Origin of the sequence: Nonomuraea terrae (assembly GCF_004348995.1) — a bacterium.
Taxonomy (GTDB): Bacteria; Actinomycetota; Actinomycetes; order Streptosporangiales; family Streptosporangiaceae; genus Nonomuraea; species Nonomuraea terrae.
In genome coordinates, this window is sequence record NZ_SMKQ01000008.1 from 1 (window position 1) to 19,656 (window position 19,656).

Here is a 19,656-nt window from a genome sequence, read left to right on the forward strand (position 1 = left end):
CACCCGCCCGCCCTACCAGGAACCCGTCGGCGACCAGCCGGTCGTAGGCGAGCGCGACGGTGTTCCTGGAGATCTCCAGCCGGCGGGCCAGCTCCCTGGTCGGCGGGAGCCGCTCGCCCGAGCGGAGGCGGCCGTCGAGGATGGCGTCGAGCAGCTGCCGGTAGACCTGTGCGGTCAGGTCGGCGCGGCCTTCGAGGCTGATGTGCACGTCCATCTTGGCCCAATCGGATCGCTGGAAATTGGAGCTTATCGCGGGACAAGTAGCGGTCCACGATGGACTCATGACCGAACGAATGGACCTGCACGCGCTGGCCGCCCCCGCGTACCGCGCGCTGGCCGGGGTGGACGCGTACATCAGGGGCACTCCGCTTCCTCCGTCCCTGCTCCACCTGGTGAATCTGCGTGCCAGCCAGATCAACGGCTGCGTCTACTGCGTGGACCTGCACAGCTCGGACGCGAAGAAGGCGGGGGAGAGCGACGCCCGCCTGCACGCGGTCGTGGTCTGGCGCGAGGCGCCGTTCTTCGACGAGCGCGAGCGTGCCGCGCTGGCCTTCACCGAAGCCGCGACCAGGCTCTCCATCGGTGACATCACCGACGAGGTGTGGCAGGAGACGGCGGACCACTTCACGCAGGAGGAACTGGCCGCGCTCGTGATGGCCGTGGCCGCCATCAACGCCTGGAACCGGATCGGGGTTGCGATGCGGACGACGCCGGAGTCGTACAAATCATGAAATTTCGGCGGATCCTGGTGCATGCGCAGCTTGCCGGGTCCATCGGTGACGGCGTCTTCCTCGTCACATCCGCGTTCTACTTCGCCAGGATCGTCGGGTTATCGGCCACCGAGATCGGGCTCGGTCTCACCGTGGGCTGGGCCGTCGGCTCGGTGGCCGGCGTGCCGCTCGGGCACCTCGCCGACCGGCGCGGGCCGCGCGGCGTGGCCGTCATGCTCGCGCTGGCCACCGCCGCGGCGGTCGCCGCCTTCCTCGTCGTCCGCTCGTTCCCGCTGTTCGTCCTCGCGACCAGCCTGTACGGCACCGCGCAGACCGGTCTGTCGGCCGCGCGCCAGGCGCTGCTCGCCGCCCTGGTCGAGCCCGCGGAACGCACGGTCGTCCGGGCCGCGCTGCAAGCCACGCTCAACGGCGGCCTGGCCGTCGGCGCCGCGCTGGGCGGGATCGCGCTCCACCTCGACACCCCGGCCGCGTACCTGACCCTCTTCGCCCTGGACGCCCTGACCTTCCTGCTCACCGCGGGGCTGCTGCTCGCTCTGCCCGCCGTGCCGCCCGGGCCCGTCTCGCCTGGGCCGCGCCTCGCGGTGCTCAGGGATCGGCCGTACGCGCTGGTCACGCTGATCAACGCGGTGATGCTGTTCTACATGCCGCTGCTCAGCCTGGTGGTGCCGCTGTGGATCGCCACCCGTACCAGCGCGCCGTCCTGGATGGTCTCCGTGCTGCTGCTCGTCAACACCGGCAGCGTGCTGCTCTTCCAGGTGCGCGTCGCCCGGCGGATCAAGGGGCTGCGGGACGCCTCGGCGGCGGTCCGGCTGGCGGGGCTGGTGATGTTCGCGGCCTGCGCGGTGTTCGCGCTCAGCCCGTACGGATGGATGTTCCTGCTCGTCGGCGTGGTGCTGCAGGTCGCGGCGGAGATGCTGCTGGCCTCGGGGTCGTGGGAGATCAGCTTCACGCTCGCCCCCGACGACCGGCAGGGGCAGTACCAGGGATTCTTCGGCACCGGCGTGGCCGTGGCCCGGATGCTCGGGCCCGTCGTGCTGACCACGCTGGTGATCGGCGGCGGCCCCCTGGGGTGGCTGGTGACCGGCGCCGTGTTCGTGGCGGCCGGCGCCGCGATGGCGCCGGCCGTCAGATGGGCCCTGCTGCGGACGTCACCTGAACCCGCGTAGCCGCAGGCTGTTGCTGACCACGAACACGCTGGAGAACGCCATCGCCGCCCCCGCGATCATCGGGTTGAGCAGGCCCAGCGCGGCCAGCGGCAGCGCGGCCACGTTGTAGGCGAACGCCCAGAACAGGTTGCCCTTGATGACCTTGAGCGTCCGGCGCGCGAGCCTGATCGCGTCGGGCGCCACCTTCAGGTCACCCCGCACGAGCGTGAGGTCGGAGGCCTCGATCGCCGCGTCGGTGCCGGTGCCCATCGCGAGGCCCAGGTCGGCCTGGGCCAGCGCGGCGGCGTCGTTGACGCCATCACCCACCATGGCCACGACCTTGCCCTCGGACTGCAGCCGCTTGACCACGTCGACCTTGTCGGCGGGCAGCACCTCGGCGATCACCTGGTCGATGCCCACCTCGGCCGCCACGCTCCTGGCCACGGCCTCGTTGTCACCGGTGAGCAGCACCGGGGTCAGACCCAGCGCCTTGAGCTGCTCGATCGCCTCCTTGCTGGTCGGCTTGACCACGTCGGCCACGACCAGCACCGCGCGGGCCCGGCCGTCCCAGCCGACCGCGACCGCCGTACGGCCCTCGGCCTGCTCGTCGGCGAGCTCGCGTTCCAGGTCGGCGGGCAGGTGCTGGGACCACTCCGCCAGCAGCCTGGGCCGGCCGACCAGGACCGCGTGGCCGTCCACGACGCCCTGCACGCCGAGGCCCTCGACGTTCGCGAAGCTCTCCACCGTCGCGTCGGAGCGGGCCTCCCGCGCGATGGCGCGGGCGATCGGGTGCTCGGAGGCGTGCTCCAGCGCCCCCGCGAGCCGCAGCACCTCCTCGCGGCTCTCGCCCTCGGCCAGGTGGACGGCCGTGAGGGACATCGTGCCCGCCGTGACCGTGCCCGTCTTGTCCAGGACGACCGTGTCGATCCTGCGCGTCGACTCCAGCACCTCGGGGCCCTTGATCAGGATGCCCATCTGCGCGCCCCGGCCGGTGCCAACCAGCAACGCCGTCGGGGTGGCCAGGCCGAGCGCGCACGGGCAGGCGATGATCAGCACCGCCACCGCCGCGGTGAACGCCGCCGTCGCTCCCTCGCCCGTACCGAGCCAGTAGCCCAGTGTTCCCACGGCGAGCGCGATCACGATGGGGACGAAGACGCCCGAGATGCGGTCGGCGAGCCGCTGCACCTGCGCCTTGCCCGTCTGGGCCTCCTCCACGAGCCGCGCCATCTGCGCGAGCTGCGTGTCGGCCCCCACCCGGGTCACCCGGACGACCAGCCGGCCGCCCGCGTTCACCGTCGCGCCGGTCACCCCGTCGCCCGGCTTGACCTCGACCGGAACGGATTCGCCGGTCAGCATCGAGGCGTCCACCGCCGAGGAGCCCTCCTCGACCACGCCGTCAGTGGCGATCTTCTCCCCGGGGCGCACCACGAACCGGTCGCCGACCTTCAACTGCTCGACCGGCACGCGCCGCCCGTCGGCGAGCTCGACGTCCTTGGCGCCCAGCTCCATCAGCGCCCGCAGCGCCGCCCCGGCCCGCCGCTTGGAGCGGGCCTCGAAGTAGCGCCCGGCCAGGATGAACGCCGTCACCGCCGCGGCCGTCTCCAGATAGATCGCGTCCGCCCCGGCCCCGCGCTCGATCGTGAACGCGAATGGGTGCGTCATGCCCGGCATGCCCGCCTCGCCGAAGAACAGCGCCCACACCGACCAGCCGAGCGCGGCGAGCGTGCCGAGCGAGATCAGCGTGTCCATGGTGGCGGCGCCGTGGCGCAGATTCGTCCACGCCGCCTTGTGGAACGGCCAGCCCGCGTACGCCACCACCGGCGCCGCCAGCGTCAGCGACAACCACTGCCAGTACGTGAACTGCAGCGGCGGGATCATCGCCATCGCCACCACCGGCACGGACAGCACCACCGAAGTGATCAGCCGCTGGCGCAGCGAGCGCAGCTCGTCGGGCGGCTCCTCGGCCTGCGGCGGCGCCGGCAGCGCGGCCGTGTAGCCGGCCTTCTCCACCTCGCTGATCAGGTCCTGCGGGTCGACGCCCGAGGGGAAGGTGACCTTCGCCTTCTCCGTCGCGTAGTTGACCGACGCGGTCACGCCGTCGAGCTTGTTGAGCTTGCGTTCGATGCGGTTGGCGCAGGACGCGCAGGTCATGCCGCCGATGGTGAGCTCGACGGCCCTTTCCCCGGACTCGGTGCCGGTCTCGGTGAGGGAAGTCATGACCTCTCCTTTCTTCGCGTCCTCAGCTGTGGCCGTGGGTGGCCGCGGGGGAGTCGTCCTCGTCGGCGGTGGTGGCCGTGGCGGTGAAGGCCGCCGTACGGACCTCACCCTCGTGCTGGAAGTCGAGGAACAGGCGGTAGTCGCCGCGGCTCGGCGCCTCGACGTAGAACACGATCTCCGGGCCCGCCGTGGCGCTCTCTTCAGGATGTACGTGGAGATGGGCCAGGTCTCCGGCGCGCAGCGCGACCAGGTGACCGTACGCGCCGAGGTAGGGCTGCAGGTCGGTGACCGGCTCGCCGCCCTTGCTCACCGTCAGCGTGATCTTGCTGGAACGCCCGGCGACCAGGTCTCCGGCGAGGCTCACAGTGTAGTCGCCGACGCTCGTCGTGCGGCCGGCCTGGGGAAGCGGCTTGGGCCGGTAGTCGCCCGCGGCCTGCAGGTCGGCCCCGAGCGTGAGCCCCTCCGCGCCCTGCGGGACGAAGTCCGCGAACGCGCGGTACGGGCCCGCCTCCGGGACCGCCAGCCTGATCGACCACGTGCCGTCGGGGGCCATCTCGGGGTGCACGTGCTGGAAGCTCGTCAGGTCGCGGGAGGCGACGATGAGGTGCATCTTCTTGTCGTGCGCGACCTCGAAGCCGGTGACCGGCCCGCCGTCGGGGCCGATGATCCGGAACGTGAAGTCGGCGGGCGCGCCGGTCGCGATCGGTGTGATGGGGTCGAGGGTGTAGCCGTCCTGAGACACTTGGAGCCCCCCCGGGGGTATGGTCGCCCACGTCTTCTGCAGGCGTTGAGGCTTCTGTCTTTGTTGCCTTGTGGCCGCTGGGCTCGGGGTCACGGCTGTCACCTTGCCCACGCCCAGGGCACCCCCGAAGACGACGGTGAGCCCCAGGGCGTAGGAACCGAGCTCGGCGGCCGTGTTCATGACCGCCCTGCCAATGCGTATCCGGCCTCTTCGACCGCGGCGGCGATCTTCGCCGGGTCGACGGGCCCGTCGCTGTCAACGGTCAGCAGGCCGCTGGCCAGGTCGACCTCGACCTTGGTCACGCCGGCCACCTCGCCGACCTCCTCCTTGACGGAGCTCACGCAGTGGCCGCAGGTCATGCCCTTCACGGTGTAAGTGGTCGTGCTCACGGCTCTCTCCTTAGATGTGGCGTCACTACTCATTCTTCGCCTAGAAGTCTAACACCGTACCCCCCTAGGGTATCGGCGGCCTGAAGCGGAACCTAATATACCTGTGGGGGGTATGTCAACCCACGAGTGACATACCTCGGATGCGCGCGTCGGCGGGATATTTGGCATGATCAGGCTGTTGTCCATTGATGAGGTTGCCTGGAACGGGGTCTCGGATGTCGTCCACGGCGGGCCGGCCGGATTCGGTCAGGAGCGAAGGTGGGCCTCACCTGGGGGTGAAGGGCTACCCTTCGCGCATTCCACACATCTGGACAGCGCGCAACACAGGGAGCGCAGCCATCCCTTGCTAGGCTGCTTGTCAACCGTTGGGTCTCACCCCGGCAGGTGAGGCCGTCGAAGAAGTGGGGTCACACCGTGAAGAAGCTGCTCGTTCTGGCGCTGATCGCCCTCGGGGGTTTGCTGATCTGGCGCAAGGTGCAGGCCGACCGCGCAGAGCTCGATCTCTGGACCGAGGCGACCGGCACCGAGAACTAACCGACCGGCGAGGCGATGAGCGACGTCGTCCCCATCAAGCTGGTGTGCCTTGACCTGGCGGGCACCACGGTCGGTGACATCGCCATGGTCGAGCGCGCCTTCGCCGAGGCGATCGCGACCCAGGGCATAGTGCCCGGGACCGGAGCGTACGCGCGTGCCATGGTTCACGTGCACCGGTCCCGGGGCTGTCCCAAGATCGACGTCTTCCGCGGGATCTTCCCCGGAAACGAGGCCCAGGCCCAGGCGGCGAACCTGACGTTCGAACGCTCCTACGAGGGCGCCATCGAACGGGCGGGTCTCGTCCCCATGCCCGGCGTCCTGGAGGTTCTCGACAAGCTCCGCGGCACCGGCAGCAAGCTCGCCCTGATCACCGGCTTCAGTCGTACGACCCTCAGCCGCGTCCTCAGCGTGCTCGGCTGGCACGACAAGATCGACCTCGCCATCTCCCCGGAGGACGCCGGCGGCCGTGGTCGCCCCTGGCCCGACATGGTCCTGCACGCGGTGCTGCGCCTGGGCGTGGAAGACGTCCGCCAGGTGGCCGTCGTGGGTGACTCGGAGAGCGACATGTTGTGCGGCAAGCGCGCCGGCGCCTCGATCGTGGCCGGCGTGATGACGGGCGTCCACAGCCGCGAACGCCTCCTGAAGGGCGGCGCCACCCACATCCTCGACTCGATCGCCGACTTCCCTGACCTGATCCTCAGCGACGACCTCGGCACGACGCAGGTGGCTTCCTCGTCCGGGTAAGCTATCTTCGACCCGAGGGGCCTTAGCTCAGTTGGCAGAGCGCCTGCTTTGCAAGCAGGAAGTCAGGAGTTCGAATCTCCTAGGCTCCACCCAGCTCAGGACACGTAAACGCCCCGCTCCGGAAGATCCGGAAGCGGGGCGTTGTCGTTTTTCGCGATGGTTTCGCGATTCCGGGCCATTAACCCACTGTCGCGGCGGGGAATTCGAGGACCTCTCCGCGACGCTCGTACGGGGCGATCGGCTCCCGTCGTCCGTCACGGAATGGAGTCAGCAGCTCGTCGAGGACTTTCACCGGCGAGTGAAGATCGAACCAAGCTCGCCTTGCCAATGCGCCGTCCCACAACCGCTCCAGCTCTCCACGCAACCACACCCGAGACTCCGGCGTCACATGCGAGTACCGTTCGCGCATCCCGCGCATGTCCGGCGAGGCGTGCCCCATCCGGTCGTCTCGAAGCTGCAGCGGACAACTCAGGTCCATCAGCCACGTCGAGTGCGTGTGCCGGCCGAGCTCGTGCAGAGTCAGCCCCTTCTCGACGGGCAGCCACGTGGCCACCGATGCGTCCGCAGGGACCGGCCGGATGAACCGGGCCAGTATCTGCTCGCGCGTCAACTGCCGCGCGTCCCTCTCCGTCATGCCCTGCCTGACAGCGAACGCGACCAAGTCGTTCTTGGATGACGCCGCGTTCACCCCGAGATGCAGTGGCCTCCGCTGATAGCCGCGGACAGGACGCGGCTCCCATGGCTCGCCCTTGACTGCCTTCGGCCACGACGGCACGGGAGCGCCTGGCCACGTCGAGTCGACCGCGACGAGGACGGGGTCTCCCGCCCTCCGCTTGCCTTTAGCGTCCGGGTACCAGCCGTCCACCGCAGGCTGGAACACCCGCCGGCTGAAGTTCGAACGGCGCGGGTGGGCCCCTCGCTCACCCAGGAAGATGTAGGGCCCGCCCTGGCATGGCTGCTCTTCCTGGCCGGGGATTGTCCTCGGCTTGCAGGCGCACTGCCGGTCCGGGTGGGCGGCGATCTGCCGGTTGAGCAGATCCTGCAGGAAAGGCGGGAGGTCGATGTCGCGGTTGCTGTCGTCCTTCGGCGGCAGGCGATAGAACTCGCCGACTTCCTCCAGAAGCTGCCAGTCGAGGCGGATCTTCCCGAACTTCACGTCGGACCGCTGCAACCCGAACGCTTCCCCGTCTCGCAGCGCACACCAGGCGACCGTCACCCCGAAGATGAACTCGTCGTCGCGGCCGGACATGACGCCCATGCGCTCTGCGGTGACGAGCGCATGGAACGGACTGATGGCCTTCTTCTCCTGGCCGCGGCCAGCGGTTCCGGCACCGGAGCGGCGCCCGCGGTGGCGTTGGCGCAGCGCCGGGTTGGAGCCGATCAGCCCTTCCGTGACGGCGTCGCCCAGGAGCGTGGTCAGGCGTGTGCGGGCGCTCTGAGCGACGCCGGTACGGCTGTACTCTGCCTGGATCATGCGCTGTTCCCACGCGTTCACATCGGACGCCTTGATGGCGCTCAGGGGCCAGTGCCCCCACTCGGGGAGCACGTGGGCCCTGAAGATGTAGGCGTAGTTGTTGCGGCCTTTCAAGCTCAGGTCGATGCCCGGCCACCAGCGGGCGAACCACTGATCGACCGTGACCTCGTCCTCGTCTGCCGCCTCCGGCTCGGGCTGCTGCTTCCGCTTTCGGTAGTCCGGGGCGAGGCCTCGCTGTTCGAGGTCCTCCATCCAGTTGCCCCACGACTCCGCCTCCTCGGCGTCCGCCCAGTACTCCCCCGTGTCGGGATGGCGCGACTTGGTCCCGTAGCTGCCATCGGCCCGCTTCCAGCGGGCCACGATGACGCTGTCCTTGCGGACTTGGTGGAACGCCATGGAGGGCTCCTTGAGGGTTGAGGGGGATGGAACGCAGGCTAGCCGAGGACGCAGAGGTCGATGCCGCCGATCCCGATCCCTATGCCGTCGCATTCATCGTCTCCGGAGTCGGGCCCAGGATCCTCCGGCTCAGGTTCAGGCTCAGGTTCAGGCTCGGGTTCGGGTTCGGGTTCAGGCTCCGGTTCGCCCTCAGGCTCGGCCTCGGGGCGGGGTTCGTCCGGTCGCGGGTTGGGTTCCTGCTCAGGCGTCGGCTCCGGTCCCGACTCCGGCTCAGCCTCTGGGAGCGTGGCGGAGTCCGCGGCCCTCGGGCTGCTACTCGGCGGGTCGGCACGTTGAGACCGCTCAGGTGCGGCGGCATTCTCCTCGGCCTGCCGGGTTTGGCGCGCGGCCGGCGGGTCGCCGGCAGGTGAGGACGCGCGAGCAGGCGGGGGATCGCTGGATCGTTCCGGAGATGGATCACGCGGCGGCCTAGGAGCAGGGTCCTGAGGTCGGTCAGCACCGGGCTGGTCAGCCTGCTGATCGGCAGAGGGTTGGGCCTCTCGCGATGTCCGCGGCTGGTCCGGTGTCGCAGTGATCGTCACCGGCGGCCTGGGCGGAAGCGTGATAACGCGCGCGGCCGTAGGCGGCTGCTCAAGAGGTTGGGGCTCCACGGCTACCGAGACGAGGGCGTAAGCGCTCGTGGAGACCACCGCGGTGCCGGCGGCGACCGCGACCGCCATCTGACTGCGACTGGACCGTTTCGCCCACTCGACGAGTGATCCCAGACCGCTGACGCCCCCAAGCCAGATGATCACTCTTTTGATCGCCGATTTCGCGGCGGGGTCGTCGCGATTAACGAGCAGCATTGTGTTTTCGTCACCGTCATCAAACGTGAGCGACATCGCGCCTATCTCACGCTCCAGGCTTTCCCGTCGGTAATGCCGGACGACGTTGTCTGACTTATCCGATCGGCTACTCATGCTGCCCGCGCCTCCAGTTCGCGGTCAACGCGTTCGCGCAGGCACTGCCATACCCGCGCCTCGCGAGCAGGGTCGCGCCGTCCGAGGGCATGCAGCAGGGACCTGATTCTGACGCCGCGGTGGTACACCTCCACGACGCTATCGACGCCCCTGGGGGCGCGCAGAGCCTTCGAGATCTCCACCGGGACGTCGGCTGCGTCAGCGGCGAGGCTGGCCTGGCGCCTTGCTTCGGACAGGGCGATCTCGGCGAACGCCACCTTCGTTACGAGAGCCTGCTCGCGCGCAGACGACCGGTCGAGGAGCCGCATGGCCCTATCGATTAATTTCCTGTAGGAGGGATCGGAATTTGCGTGAGGGGACGTCAAAACGTCCGCACCTCCCCTGGATGCGACGACTTTTGGCTATCCCTCGCCTATGAGCTGTCGGGACCACAATAAGACGCGTGGCCCCCGAACTGGGTCTATACCGCGCGCCGAATCGTGCCCATTCCGTAACAACGGTTGAAAATTTGATCTCGGGAACTCGCGAAAAGATTTGCTGGCTTTACGCGCCGCGGCGATGGGCGTCGCCGCTCTCATCCCGTTCGTGGTCGGCCTCAAGCGTGTCGACCCGAGCCTTGAGCTGGCGCAACTCTTCGTTCATGGATTCGAAAAGCTGTTCCAGCGCCACCTCTCTGGGTGACTTCGGCTCGTCGGGGAGCAGGCGTAGCGGTGCTGACGCCTCCTTGGCCTCGCGGATGGCGCGCAACTCTTCGGCGGCATCGCTACGGCCGGCCTTCTCCAGGTCCTCTGGTGTCAGGCCGACCACGTCTGCCATGCGGGCAACGGTGTCTTTGGGTCCGCGTACGGGGGCGTAGGTGCCTGCGCTCACGATCTGGTAGCCGCTGACGATCTGCCGCCAGCGCCCTTCGCTGATGCCGGTCGCGGTGGCGGCAGCGCGCGCAGATAGGCCTTTTTTGGTGAGCGCGTCCTTGATGAGAGCGCCCTCTGGGGGTGGCTCTGGTCGCTGACTCATGTTGACCACCTTCGCATCCCTTCGCACCGCTGTCCAGTCAGAACCCCACTGTCGGCATGTAAAGCGTCTTGACAGTGGTGCATGTGGTGCGAATGGGACAGAAACAACTTCGCGCGAAGGGTTGACCCTTCGCACCACTTCGCACTACCTTCGCAACATGACGAACGCAACCACCCGGCAGCGCAAGCGGCCCAAGGACCCGCTCAACCATGAGCCCGTAGCCGTCACCTACGCCCGTGAGATGGCCGGACTCAGCATGACCGCCCTCGCGCAGCGGCTCGGAAAGTCCGTCAGCTTGATCAGCGAGATCGAGTCCGGCACTCGCAACGCCACCCCCGAGATGCTTCGACTGCTAGCCACTGCCCTGAATTGCCCGCTCGTCGTTTTGCAGCGCAAGCGGGAGCCGGAGTGACACCGCCCGTCCGCTACAACGCCCGCGAAGCCGGAAAGCTCCTCGGCAAGAGCGCCGACTGGATGTACAAAAAGGGCGCCGCCGGCGAGATCCCGCGCAGCCAGCTCGGCCACCACGTGTTCTGGACCCCGCAGCAGATCGAGCAAATCCTGCGCTCCGCCGAGCAGCCGGCCAAGCAGACGAAGCCGGCCGAGAAGAGCGAGCGCGAGCAGCAGCGCAGCCCTCAGCCGCCCAAGCGCGAGGTGAAGCGCAGGCGGCCCCCCGCGACCACCAACGCGAACATCCCGGTTGCTGACCGGTCGGTGTCGCGCCTGTACCGACAGGAGAGTACGGCGTGAACGACATCCAGCTCTTCGACAACGGCGAGTTCGAACTCCGCGTCACTCCGGACGCCGACTCGTTCAAGGTTGCCGCTCCCGGCCTGGCTCGGGCGCTCTCCTTCCATGCCGCGAAGGACATGCTCCGCACCATCCCGGACGAGGAGAAGGGGTGGGAGATAGCTCCCACCCTTGGCGGCGACCAGAAGGTGTCCTTCGTTACCGAGGCTGGCTTCTACCGCGCCATCGGGATGCGACAGGCGGCCCGCATCAAGGACGCCGACGTGCGGGACACGGTGATCAGGTTCCAGAACTGGGTGTACCGCGAGGTGCTCCCGGAGATCCGCAGGACTGGCGGGTACACGATCGCGCCTCGTACGCCGAGCGACCCGCTGGACCCTGCCACGTACACGTGGGACGAGACGACGGCCGTCGTCCGGCAGCGATACGGCGTGAACGTCTCCGTCGTCCACTTCCGGCGGATCCTCCGCAGCGCCGGCGTCCTGCGCCAGTCGGGCGACCCGAAGTCGAAGTACCAGCCGTGGTTCTGGTTCACCGGCTCGTGCTGGGAGGTTCTCCCGCATTGGATCCCGGCCCTGTTCCACAAGTACATGGACACGTCGGCCAAGCTGCGCGGCTTCGCCCAGGACCAGCTCGGTGCCGACCACGAGCAGATGGCCATCGGCGACGTCATCGACTTTCCCAACGCGGGCGGCGCGTCGTGACCCTCGCCGAGTACCGCGACCAGGTGATTGCTGGCTGGCACGTCCGGTGCGTGTTCCGCGAGCTGGACGACGCCGAAGAGACCGCGGCCGAGCAGCCCACCCCTTGAACGGCTGCGGGCCCAGCAGATGTGACCTGCCGAGCCCGCGATCCCGCTCACACCCCAGTCGGACCACGACTTAAGGAGCTGGAACCAATGACCACTATCTCACCTGAGACGACCGGCGTGACGCCGGCGAGCATCCTGGCCGGCGCCAGCAGTGTTCTGGAGCAGCGCGGCAGGTGCACCGACCACTACGAGATCCGCGACGGACAGGTCGACGCGTTCGGCGCGATGGCCCTCGCCGCCGGTGACGACCCTGGCGTGTGGACGGCGCTGTGCTGGGAGCGGACGCACGAGTGGGAGGAGCAGGACCGGGCGCTGGTCGCCGCCGGACACTTCCTCGCCGACGCCGCGACCCCGGGCCTGTGCCCGCCTGACATGCCCGTGGCTGACCTGGTGGAGACGCTGAGCATCCGGCTGGACGCCGCGTCCGACGCCGAGGTGTACGACGCGTTCACGAAGGCCGCGCACCTCGCTGAGCAGGAGGCGGCGTGAAGGGCATCCCCATGACCGGCCCCTCCCTGGTGGTCGGCGACACGCTCGTCTTGGACGACCGCGAGCTGGTCATCACGAAGCTGGTGCCGGCGACTGCCGCTGACGCGATCCGGGCCGGAGCCCGCGAGGTGTTCTCCCTCGGCTGGTCGATCACGTTGGAGGGGCGCGACACCGTCAACGTGTTCCCCCGCCACGGCGCCTTCGTCGAGCAGGCGGGAGTCGCGTCATGACCCGCATCCGCGACGAGCTCTTCGACTGCGAGCAGGCCATCCACTACCTGGCAGCTCTGCACTTCAACGGGTTCACGGTGACGATCCACTCGCCGAAGACGTCCCCCGACGGCCTGTACTGCGTGACCGCGTACGGCCACAAGGGCAAGCGCAACATGGTGTTTCGCGGCTCTCACGCCCGCCTTCACATGGCGATCCGGCAGGCGGGACGCAAGCTCGGCAAGGACCGCCTGCAGGCGTACATGCTGCACTCACTGGACGCCGGCCTGCTGCTTCTCGCTGACCAGCCCGCCGAACAGGAAGCGGGAGCGACGCCATGACGGGCCGCTGGTGGACGCGCACCGCCGCCGCGAAGCGCCTAGGCAAGACCCTCGACGAGGTTGAGGCGCTGATCGCCTCGGGTGACCTGCACCTGGAGTCCATCGCGGGCGACCACGAGGTCATCTCTCAGGCGTCCGTCGAGCAGTACGAGCGGGAGCACCCGCGGCCGGCCTTCACCCCGTGGACCCGGGACGACGACCCCGAAGCCTTCCATGACCGCGCGGACTACACCCCCAACGACGAGGGAGAGCAGCTTCAGTGAACTTCACGTTCGAGCCCGCGACCAAGGACGAGGCGAAGGCGCGCATCGCGCTCACCGGCCCGACCGGCTCCGGGAAGACCTACACGGCGCTGACGATCGCCACGACGCTCGGGCAGACGGTCGCCGTCATCGACACCGAGCGCGGATCGGCCAGCAAGTACGCCGACGAGTTCCCCTTCTCGCGGCTCAACCTCCAGTCGTTCGAGCCGATCACCCTGTGCCAGGCCCTTGCCGCTGCCTCAGCGCAGGGTCATGACGTGGTCGTCGTCGACTCGCTGACGCACTTCTGGTCCGGGACCGGCGGCATGCTGGAGCAGGTCGACGCCGCGGCCAAGCGCGGCTACGGCGGCAACAGCTTCGGCGGGTGGAAGGAAGCCCGCCCGCAGGAACGCCAGATGATCGACGCGCTCGTGTCGTACCCGGGCCACGTCATCGTCACGATGCGGTCCAAGACGGACTACGTCATCGAGGAGGACCAGCGCGGCCGGAAGGTGCCGCGGAAGGTCGGCCTCAAGCCTGAGCAGCGCGAAGGCATCGAGTACGAGTTCGACATCGTCGGCGACCTCGACCACGAGAACACGCTGGTCATCTCCAAGTCGCGGGCCCGGACGATCGCCGGCCGGGTGGTCCCGAAGCCGGGAGCGGAGTTCGCGCAGGAGATCGCCGCGTGGCTCGGCGATGGCAAGCCCAACCCGGACGCGTTGCACTTCCGGGACCTGCTGCTCGACCAGTACGCCACTCTCGACGACGTCGCCGCGGCTGGTGCGGAGATCCGCAAGCGCGGCCTGTTCGGGGCGCAGGTGGTCGACGAGCACGACGAGGCGATCCAGCTCGGGGAGTTGGCCCGTCGCCGCTGGTCGGAGCTGTCCAAGGCCAAGCCTGCCGTTGATGGCGGTGAGGCTGCGTGATCGCCAACGATGTGGCGCTGGCCGAGGTCGTGCTGAAGGTCATGACCGAACGCCTCAAGCAGGCCAAAGCCAACGCCGACGCCGAGATCCGAACCACCGCCCTGCCTGGGGACCGCACCAACGCGGTGCTGCCGGACGGGACGGTCGCCGGGTCCGTCGGGCAGGCCAAGGGCCGCACCAGCGCCCGGGTGACTGATCGGGAAAAGTTCGCCGCCTGGGTGGAGGAGACCTACCCGAGCGAGGTGGAGACGGTCACCACCACCGCTGTTCGGCCGGCGTTCGAGAAGGCCGTCCTGGACGTGTGCAAGAAGGCGGGCCATCCGGTGGACGTCAACGGCTTCGAGGTGCCCGGCATCGAGGTCGGGCAGGGCGAGCCGTACACGATGACGAAGGTCGCGGACGGCGCCGAGGATGCTATCGCGGCGGCTTACCAGTCCGGTCAGCTCACGCAGATGCTGGAGCGTTTCACCCGCTCTGCCATTGAGGCGGGTGAGCGTGGTGAGTGACGACCTGACCACACCGGTCGGCATCGAGGCCAGACTGCGCCGCATCGTCACCGATCTGACCATGTCGCAGCAGACGCTGGCCAAGGTCCGCGACGAAGAGGTGAACGCCAAACACGGCTACGAGGCGGCCCGCCGGCGGGCGCTGTTCTCCGACCACTGCCCGAAGGTCGCCCGCGGCGGCTACACGACCGCTGACCGGGACGCCTGGGTGGACGAGCAGGTGAAGAACCAGCGCTACCAGTACGACCTGGCGGTCGCCAAGCGTGAGGCGGCGCAGGACCTTCTGCGGGTCGTCCGCGACCAGGCGATGGTCGTGATGGCGTTGGCGAACTCGGTTCGGGCCGCCTACCAGGTGGCGGGGAGCGGGCGATGAAGCGCACGCCGATCCGCCGCGTCAGCAAGAAGCGCGAGCAGGAGAACCGCAGGCGCCGGGCGATGGTCCGCAAGCTGTGGCCTGACATGCAGCCCGGCTGCGTCGTGGACGGTTGCCCGCGGCTGGCGGATGACGTGCACGAGCCGCTGTCGCGGGGGCGCGGCGGCTCCATCACAGACCCAGGCAACGCCGTCCCGATCTGCCGGCCGCACCACGACGAGGTCACGTTCGGCGAACCGGAGTGGGCGTACGAGCAGGGCTTGAAGGTCCATTCGTGGGACGCGCCCAAGCGGGAGGCGTCGTGACGGAGCTCGAATGCCAGGCCCTGTACGAGACGGGCGAGCGCTGCGGAAAGTGCGCTGGCTGCCTGTGCCTTCAGGACCGATCCGAGTGGCCGAGCAGCGACCTCGACAGTTCCGCCTGACCCGATGACTTGCCGGTGGGTGACCTATCGGGGGCACCCGCCGGCACTCCAAGACCCTTCTGACCCAGGAGCACCAAGTGAGTAACCCCTACGCGACCGATACGCCGGCCCTCCCCGCTCTCACCGAAGCAGGCATCGCCCACTTCCGGAAGCTCAACGAGCGCGACGAGAAGGAGCTGGACATCCTCCGCTCCGAGCGCACCCGCCTCAAGGCGGAGATTGCCAGCATCGACAGCGTCGTGACGGACTTGCACGAGACGATCGGCCGGCGGCAGGCCAAGATGCGCGGCGACGTCATCGCGCAGCTTCCCCTGGGTGCGGTTCCGCCGAGGAGCAACGGCTCCGACGTGATCGAGCCGACCACGGTTCAAGGGCCGGGCTCGTTCCCGGAGACGAAGCCGGACGGCCACTGCGTCCACTGCCTGGAGCCGGTGTGGCAGGTGTCGATCAGCCCGGCGAGCCCTAAGGGCTACCGCCACTCGTACGGGGCGACGTGCAACCCGGAGGACCCGCACAGCGGCGTCGCCGAGGTCGACGAGGCGGACACAAAGGCGATCCAGTCGTGAGCCGCCTGTTCTCCCGCCGTCGTGGCCGCCACTGCCGTCACGGCTCCTACACCGGGTGGGCGGCGCTCTCCCAGATCCGCCCCGCGCAGGGCGACGACTTCTCGCGGCGCCGCACGACCTCTCTCGCCGTCTTCCCGATGGCTGCCCCCGACTACCCCCACCCCTACGCCTCGAAGGAGAACGCGGCATGAACGTCGTGATGTTCACCTTCGGCCAGCTGTTCGTGCTCGCGGTGATCACCGGCGTCGTGGGGATCGGCCTGGGCGTACTCATGGCCGCCACCTACCGCAGCCGCCCGACCAGCCGTGTCCGTGCCGCTGACCTCCACGACGTGTTCGAGGAGAGCGATCGTGACTGAGCCGACGCCGCCTCCCGCCTACTGCTGCACCGTCGCCGCGTTCGAGGGCTACGCGGAAGCCCATCAGGCGGACTGCCCGTACGCCGCGGAGCGCCAGCCGCAGACGGACACCCTGTTCGACCTTCCCGAGCTCAAGAGAGGAGGGCAGCACCTGTGAGCGCTGCTATTCGGACGCTCAGCCTCGGGGCCGGCGTCCAATCGACCGCCCTGGTACTCCTCGCCTGCGAAGGCAGGATCAAGCCGTTCGACGCTGCGATCTTCGCCGACACCGGCTGGGAGCCGCAGAGGGTCTACGACCACCTGGACCGGCTCACCGAGTACGCCGACGCCCACGGGCTGCCGATCGTGCGCGTGTCCACGAGCAACATCCGCGACGACGCCCTCGACCCGGCGCACCGCTTCGTGTCGCTGCCGACCTTCACTCTCGGCCCGTGCCCGACCTGCATCCCGCACGGCCACCTCGGCTACGTCTACGACCTGCCGCTGCCCGATTACGACGGCGAAGGCCCGTCCACCTACACGGGCACGTGCCCGAAGTGTCGCGGGACCGGCGAAGCGCAGGGCATGGGCCGGCGCCAGTGCACCAACGAGTACAAGCTGAAGGCGGTCAAGCGGGGCACTAGGGACCTGCTCGGATACCCGCACCCGCAACCGATCCCTCGCGACGTCTTCGCCGATCAGGCTGTCGGCATCTCCCGCGATGAGATTGGCCGCGCCAAAGACTCCGGCGTGAACTACCTGCGCAGCTACTTCCCCCTCCTGGACATGCCGGGAGCCGCGGACGGACGGACCGGGTGGACCCGTGCGGACTGCCGCCGCTACCTGAAGGCCCACGGCTGGGGAGCGACACCCCGCTCGGCCTGCGTCGGCTGCCCGTTCAAGGGAAACCGGGAGTGGCGCGAGATGCGCGACAACCACCCCGAAGAATGGGCTGACGCTGTCGCCTTTGATCACGCCTTACGCGCCGTCCCCCGCGAAGACGGGATCCGCGAGTACCTGCACGCCTCCCGCGTCCCGCTGGACGAGGCCCCCATCGACCGCGTGACTGGGCACGAGTGGCGGTCTCGACAGACGGACGTGTTCGGCCAGATCGCTGACGCCCGGCTGGAGAACGGCGACCCGGACGGCTGCTCCCCGTGGGCGTGCCGCTCTGGTGAGCCCGTGGTTGCGGCGGAGGTGCCTGATGGCGCCTGACCTGACCGCCCTGGAGCGGCCGACGGACGCGGAACTGGACGCCCGAGTGGCCCGCGCTGTCGCCCACCACAACCGCCAGCACGCCCGCGTCGACCTCGCCGCCGAGCTTGTGGAGCTCGCCGCGCAACTCCTGGCCACCCCCACCCCCCACGTTGAGAAGGAGAAGACCAGTGGCGACGCCTAACTGGAACTGGACCGAGCGTGCCGCGTGCCGCGGCGCGGACCTGCTGCTGTTCTTCGGCCGGCCCGGCGAGCGGATCGACGAGCGGCAGGCGCGTGAGGCGAGGGCGACCGCGATCTGCGGGCGCTGCCCCGTGCAGCAGACCTGCCTTCAGGGTGCGTTCGAGCGCAATGAGGGCGCGGGAGTTTGGGGTGGCCTCGGGGAGGACGAGAGGCGCTCCAGGCGCCGCGCGTGGCAGAGGAGAACCTCCTACGAGAGGCGTGCGGACACCGCAGAAACGGAGCCCGTCACGGCGAAGTGGTGCCCCGCCTGCACTGAGACGAAGCCTGCCGGCGACTTCCCGAAGGACCGCCGCCAGTCCGATGGCCTCAACCGGTACTGCAAGCCGTGCACCAACGAGGCCAACCGCGAGGTGCGGGCGCGTCAGCGGCAGCAGAAGGAGGCGGTGGCGTGATGGCCACGGAAGCGATGATCGACCTGGCTGTCTATCAGCCGAGCCGATCGGTCGGCGGCTACAACGCGGACGCGACCCTGCACCGGGCGCGCGGCTCCGAGGACGTGGAGCAGGCGGAGCGCGCCGCGGCGGCGCGCGTGATCGTCCAGCTGGTGCTGGGCCGCCACGAGTGCGCCCTCCTCCCGGTCTGCCCGGAGCACGGCAGCGACGTGTGCGACTGCCGGCCCTGCACCCACCCCGACCATGCATCTGACATGGAGTTGGCGGGGGAGGCGCTGCGGGCATTCGGTCTGGTCGAGCACGAGCGGGTCGAGCGCAAGTCCTGCGTCACCTGCTTCAGATCGAAGCCGATCTCCCAGTTCTCCCGGATCAACGACACGTGCAAGGTGTGCCTGTCGGCGAAGAAGAAGGCCAAGGAGAGGGCGAAAGAGGCGGGGCGGGCGTGATGACCGAGCACTCGCACGGGACCTTGTCCCGCTACCGGACCGGCCGTTGCCGCTGCCGGCCGTGCAAGGACGCGAAGTCCGCCTACGGCCGGCACCGGAGCCGCATGATCGCCTACGGCCAGTGGGAGACGTACGTCGACGCTGAGACGTCCCGCCAGCACGTCAAGGAACTGATGGCTGCCGGGATGACACGCGGCCGCATTTCCGTCCTGTCCGGGGTCACGCTGACCACGCTGGCCAAGCTGCTGACCGGCACCCCATCGAACGGCGGGAAGCCTGCACGGCGGGTACTGGCCAGAACGGAGAAGGCTCTTCTCGCGGTCCGGGCCAACCTTGACGACCTGCCCGACACGGCTCTCGTGGACGCGGCCGGGACCCGCCGGCGCGTGCAGTCGTTGGCGGCGCTCGGATACACGCTGAAGGAGCAAGCCGAGGCGATCGGCAGATTCCCGACGAATTATCAGAGGATCGCCTCTCAGCCCTTCGTGTCCGCCAGGGTGGCCCGAGCGGTTCGAGACCTGTACGACGCCTGGTCGATGACGCCGCCTCCGCAGACGTGGACGTCGGAACGCACCCGCCGGCACGCGGCTAAGCGTGGTTGGTTGCCGCCGCTCGCCTGGGATGACGACCTGATCGACCTCACCGACGAAGCGTTGGCTGCAGCTCTTCGTGAGCGGGTTGAGCAGATGTCGGATCGGGATCTGGTTCGCGCCCACACCGCCCGCTATCGGGACGGCGACACGACGCCCCTGACCCTCGAAGCGTCGAGGGAGTACAAGCGGCGTGTGAAGGCCCGGCAGAGGCTGGGGGAGGCGTCGTGACGACCTCAGCCGGCGGCGTCTTCGGTGATCCGCTTGACGATGGCCCGGATGGTCTCTCGGGACCATCCGGTGACCTCGGCCACGTCGATGATCTGCCACTCGCCGGAAGTCACCGCACGGGCGATCTCCTGATCCAGCTCGCGTCGGGCCTGCTCAAGACGCTCTTGAGCTGTCTTGTGGGCTCGAATCTTCGCCACCAGGGTTCCCGTCGCCATAC

Annotated in this window: 33 protein-coding genes and 1 tRNA gene; 26 read left to right on the forward strand and 8 right to left on the reverse strand. The window is 69.0% G+C overall.

Annotated elements, in window-relative coordinates; all coding sequences use genetic code 11:
* Window positions 1–214 (reverse strand): GntR family transcriptional regulator (locus tag E1286_RS04835; protein ID WP_132609072.1); only part of this gene is annotated, 214 nt, incomplete at its 3' end.
* A 67-nt stretch (window positions 215–281) separates the two neighbouring features.
* Here E1286_RS04835 and E1286_RS04840 point away from each other — a divergent pair.
* Together E1286_RS04840 and E1286_RS04845 are read left to right on the forward strand one after the other, a co-directional pair.
* Window positions 282–731, forward strand: a complete 450-nt coding sequence (locus E1286_RS04840) for a carboxymuconolactone decarboxylase family protein (protein ID WP_132609074.1) — start codon at window positions 282–284, stop codon at window positions 729–731.
* On the forward strand, window positions 728–1,897 hold the full coding sequence (locus E1286_RS04845) for an MFS transporter (protein WP_132609076.1): 1,170 nt from the start codon (window positions 728–730) through the stop codon (window positions 1,895–1,897). Before E1286_RS04840 ends, E1286_RS04845 begins: the two co-directional genes overlap by 4 nt.
* Here the strand turns inward: E1286_RS04845 and E1286_RS04850 are convergent.
* From E1286_RS04850 to E1286_RS04860, 3 genes are all read right to left on the reverse strand, one after another.
* Complete coding sequence (locus E1286_RS04850; RefSeq protein WP_132609078.1) at window positions 1,880–4,093, reverse strand: heavy metal translocating P-type ATPase; 2,214 nt, start codon at window positions 4,091–4,093, stop codon at window positions 1,880–1,882. The two genes, E1286_RS04845 and E1286_RS04850, sit on opposite strands and share 18 nt — an antisense overlap.
* A 22-nt stretch (window positions 4,094–4,115) precedes the next feature.
* Window positions 4,116–4,835 (reverse strand): hypothetical protein, encoded by a 720-nt coding sequence (locus E1286_RS04855; protein ID WP_246074458.1) that lies wholly within the window; start codon window positions 4,833–4,835, stop codon window positions 4,116–4,118.
* Between the two features lie 176 nt (window positions 4,836–5,011).
* Window positions 5,012–5,224, reverse strand: a complete 213-nt coding sequence (locus tag E1286_RS04860; protein ID WP_132609082.1) for a heavy-metal-associated domain-containing protein — start codon at window positions 5,222–5,224, stop codon at window positions 5,012–5,014.
* Between the two features lie 414 nt (window positions 5,225–5,638).
* Here E1286_RS04860 and E1286_RS49030 point away from each other — a divergent pair, with 414 nt between their 5' ends.
* From E1286_RS49030 to E1286_RS04870, 3 genes are all read left to right on the forward strand, one after another.
* Entirely contained in the window at window positions 5,639–5,758 is a 120-nt protein-coding gene (locus E1286_RS49030; RefSeq protein ID WP_218154143.1) for a DLW-39 family protein, read from the forward strand.
* A 15-nt stretch (window positions 5,759–5,773) separates the two neighbouring features.
* Window positions 5,774–6,502, forward strand: coding sequence for an HAD-IA family hydrolase (locus tag E1286_RS04865; protein ID WP_132609084.1), 729 nt, complete (start codon window positions 5,774–5,776; stop codon window positions 6,500–6,502).
* A 16-nt stretch (window positions 6,503–6,518) separates the two neighbouring features.
* Window positions 6,519–6,591 (forward strand) — tRNA-Ala (locus E1286_RS04870).
* Between the two features lie 89 nt (window positions 6,592–6,680).
* On the opposite strand, the gene E1286_RS04875 is transcribed toward E1286_RS04870, so the two are convergent.
* Window positions 6,681–8,372 (reverse strand): site-specific integrase, encoded by a 1,692-nt coding sequence (locus tag E1286_RS04875; RefSeq protein WP_132609086.1) that lies wholly within the window; start codon window positions 8,370–8,372, stop codon window positions 6,681–6,683.
* A 26-nt stretch (window positions 8,373–8,398) separates the two neighbouring features.
* Between E1286_RS04875 and E1286_RS48765 the strand changes: the two genes are divergently transcribed.
* On the forward strand, window positions 8,399–8,782 hold the full coding sequence (locus tag E1286_RS48765) for a hypothetical protein (protein WP_187368117.1): 384 nt from the start codon (window positions 8,399–8,401) through the stop codon (window positions 8,780–8,782).
* A 545-nt stretch (window positions 8,783–9,327) separates the two neighbouring features.
* Here E1286_RS48765 and E1286_RS04885 read toward each other — a convergent pair.
* Both E1286_RS04885 and E1286_RS04890 read right to left on the reverse strand, forming a co-directional pair.
* Window positions 9,328–9,639 carry a hypothetical protein gene (locus tag E1286_RS04885; protein WP_132609088.1) on the reverse strand — a complete coding sequence of 104 codons (312 nt, stop codon included), beginning with the start codon at window positions 9,637–9,639 and terminating at the stop codon, window positions 9,328–9,330.
* Window positions 9,640–9,874: 235 nt separating this feature from the next.
* A complete protein-coding gene (locus E1286_RS04890; protein WP_132609090.1) occupies window positions 9,875–10,345 on the reverse strand; it encodes a helix-turn-helix domain-containing protein in 471 nt (156 codons plus the stop codon).
* A 157-nt stretch (window positions 10,346–10,502) separates the two neighbouring features.
* Here E1286_RS04890 and E1286_RS04895 point away from each other — a divergent pair, with 157 nt between their 5' ends.
* The 20 genes from E1286_RS04895 to E1286_RS04980 all read left to right on the forward strand — a co-directional run bounded on the left by E1286_RS04895 (window position 10,503) and on the right by E1286_RS04980 (window position 19,439).
* Window positions 10,503–10,757, forward strand: coding sequence for a helix-turn-helix domain-containing protein (locus E1286_RS04895; protein WP_132609092.1), 255 nt, complete (start codon window positions 10,503–10,505; stop codon window positions 10,755–10,757).
* A complete protein-coding gene (locus E1286_RS04900) occupies window positions 10,754–11,095 on the forward strand; it encodes a hypothetical protein (protein ID WP_132609094.1) in 342 nt (113 codons plus the stop codon). Before E1286_RS04895 ends, E1286_RS04900 begins: the two co-directional genes overlap by 4 nt.
* A complete protein-coding gene (locus E1286_RS04905) occupies window positions 11,092–11,799 on the forward strand; it encodes a BRO-N domain-containing protein (RefSeq protein ID WP_132609096.1) in 708 nt (235 codons plus the stop codon). The genes E1286_RS04900 and E1286_RS04905 overlap by 4 nt, the downstream gene beginning before the upstream one ends.
* Window positions 11,800–11,993: 194 nt before the next feature.
* Window positions 11,994–12,395, forward strand: a complete 402-nt coding sequence (locus E1286_RS04910) for a DUF6197 family protein (RefSeq protein WP_132609098.1) — start codon at window positions 11,994–11,996, stop codon at window positions 12,393–12,395.
* On the forward strand, window positions 12,392–12,625 hold the full coding sequence (locus E1286_RS04915) for a hypothetical protein (protein WP_132609100.1): 234 nt from the start codon (window positions 12,392–12,394) through the stop codon (window positions 12,623–12,625). Before E1286_RS04910 ends, E1286_RS04915 begins: the two co-directional genes overlap by 4 nt.
* Entirely contained in the window at window positions 12,622–12,945 is a 324-nt protein-coding gene (locus E1286_RS04920; protein ID WP_132609102.1) for a hypothetical protein, read from the forward strand. Before E1286_RS04915 ends, E1286_RS04920 begins: the two co-directional genes overlap by 4 nt.
* Window positions 12,942–13,208: a hypothetical protein gene (locus E1286_RS04925; RefSeq protein ID WP_132609104.1), complete on the forward strand. Its 267-nt coding sequence runs from the start codon at window positions 12,942–12,944 to the stop codon at window positions 13,206–13,208. The genes E1286_RS04920 and E1286_RS04925 overlap by 4 nt, the downstream gene beginning before the upstream one ends.
* Entirely contained in the window at window positions 13,205–14,116 is a 912-nt protein-coding gene (locus E1286_RS04930) for an ATP-binding protein (RefSeq protein WP_132609106.1), read from the forward strand. The genes E1286_RS04925 and E1286_RS04930 overlap by 4 nt, the downstream gene beginning before the upstream one ends.
* On the forward strand, window positions 14,113–14,622 hold the full coding sequence (locus tag E1286_RS04935) for a hypothetical protein (RefSeq protein WP_132609108.1): 510 nt from the start codon (window positions 14,113–14,115) through the stop codon (window positions 14,620–14,622). The genes E1286_RS04930 and E1286_RS04935 overlap by 4 nt, the downstream gene beginning before the upstream one ends.
* A complete protein-coding gene (locus E1286_RS04940) occupies window positions 14,615–14,995 on the forward strand; it encodes a hypothetical protein (RefSeq protein WP_132609110.1) in 381 nt (126 codons plus the stop codon). The genes E1286_RS04935 and E1286_RS04940 overlap by 8 nt, the downstream gene beginning before the upstream one ends.
* On the forward strand, window positions 14,992–15,300 hold the full coding sequence (locus E1286_RS04945) for a hypothetical protein (RefSeq protein ID WP_132609112.1): 309 nt from the start codon (window positions 14,992–14,994) through the stop codon (window positions 15,298–15,300). The genes E1286_RS04940 and E1286_RS04945 overlap by 4 nt, the downstream gene beginning before the upstream one ends.
* A gap of 196 nt (window positions 15,301–15,496) precedes the next feature.
* A complete protein-coding gene (locus E1286_RS04950; protein WP_132609114.1) occupies window positions 15,497–15,985 on the forward strand; it encodes a hypothetical protein in 489 nt (162 codons plus the stop codon).
* Window positions 15,982–16,176, forward strand: coding sequence for a hypothetical protein (locus E1286_RS04955; protein ID WP_132609116.1), 195 nt, complete (start codon window positions 15,982–15,984; stop codon window positions 16,174–16,176). Before E1286_RS04950 ends, E1286_RS04955 begins: the two co-directional genes overlap by 4 nt.
* Window positions 16,173–16,343, forward strand: coding sequence for a hypothetical protein (locus tag E1286_RS47545; RefSeq protein WP_165969573.1), 171 nt, complete (start codon window positions 16,173–16,175; stop codon window positions 16,341–16,343). The genes E1286_RS04955 and E1286_RS47545 overlap by 4 nt, the downstream gene beginning before the upstream one ends.
* On the forward strand, window positions 16,336–16,500 hold the full coding sequence (locus E1286_RS47550) for a hypothetical protein (protein WP_165969574.1): 165 nt from the start codon (window positions 16,336–16,338) through the stop codon (window positions 16,498–16,500). Before E1286_RS47545 ends, E1286_RS47550 begins: the two co-directional genes overlap by 8 nt.
* A complete protein-coding gene (locus E1286_RS04960) occupies window positions 16,497–17,537 on the forward strand; it encodes an adenine nucleotide alpha hydrolase family protein (protein ID WP_132609118.1) in 1,041 nt (346 codons plus the stop codon). The genes E1286_RS47550 and E1286_RS04960 overlap by 4 nt, the downstream gene beginning before the upstream one ends.
* Window positions 17,527–17,721 carry a hypothetical protein gene (locus E1286_RS04965; protein WP_132609120.1) on the forward strand — a complete coding sequence of 65 codons (195 nt, stop codon included), beginning with the start codon at window positions 17,527–17,529 and terminating at the stop codon, window positions 17,719–17,721. Before E1286_RS04960 ends, E1286_RS04965 begins: the two co-directional genes overlap by 11 nt.
* Window positions 17,708–18,172 carry a WhiB family transcriptional regulator gene (locus E1286_RS51885; RefSeq protein WP_246074461.1) on the forward strand — a complete coding sequence of 155 codons (465 nt, stop codon included), beginning with the start codon at window positions 17,708–17,710 and terminating at the stop codon, window positions 18,170–18,172. Before E1286_RS04965 ends, E1286_RS51885 begins: the two co-directional genes overlap by 14 nt.
* Window positions 18,169–18,618 carry a hypothetical protein gene (locus tag E1286_RS04975; protein WP_132609124.1) on the forward strand — a complete coding sequence of 150 codons (450 nt, stop codon included), beginning with the start codon at window positions 18,169–18,171 and terminating at the stop codon, window positions 18,616–18,618. Before E1286_RS51885 ends, E1286_RS04975 begins: the two co-directional genes overlap by 4 nt.
* A 104-nt stretch (window positions 18,619–18,722) precedes the next feature.
* Window positions 18,723–19,439, forward strand: coding sequence for a hypothetical protein (locus tag E1286_RS04980; RefSeq protein WP_132609126.1), 717 nt, complete (start codon window positions 18,723–18,725; stop codon window positions 19,437–19,439).
* Window positions 19,440–19,444: 5 nt separating this feature from the next.
* Here E1286_RS04980 and E1286_RS04985 read toward each other — a convergent pair whose 3' ends face one another.
* Window positions 19,445–19,654 carry a hypothetical protein gene (locus tag E1286_RS04985; protein WP_132609128.1) on the reverse strand — a complete coding sequence of 70 codons (210 nt, stop codon included), beginning with the start codon at window positions 19,652–19,654 and terminating at the stop codon, window positions 19,445–19,447.
* Window positions 19,655–19,656 lie beyond the last annotated feature (2 nt).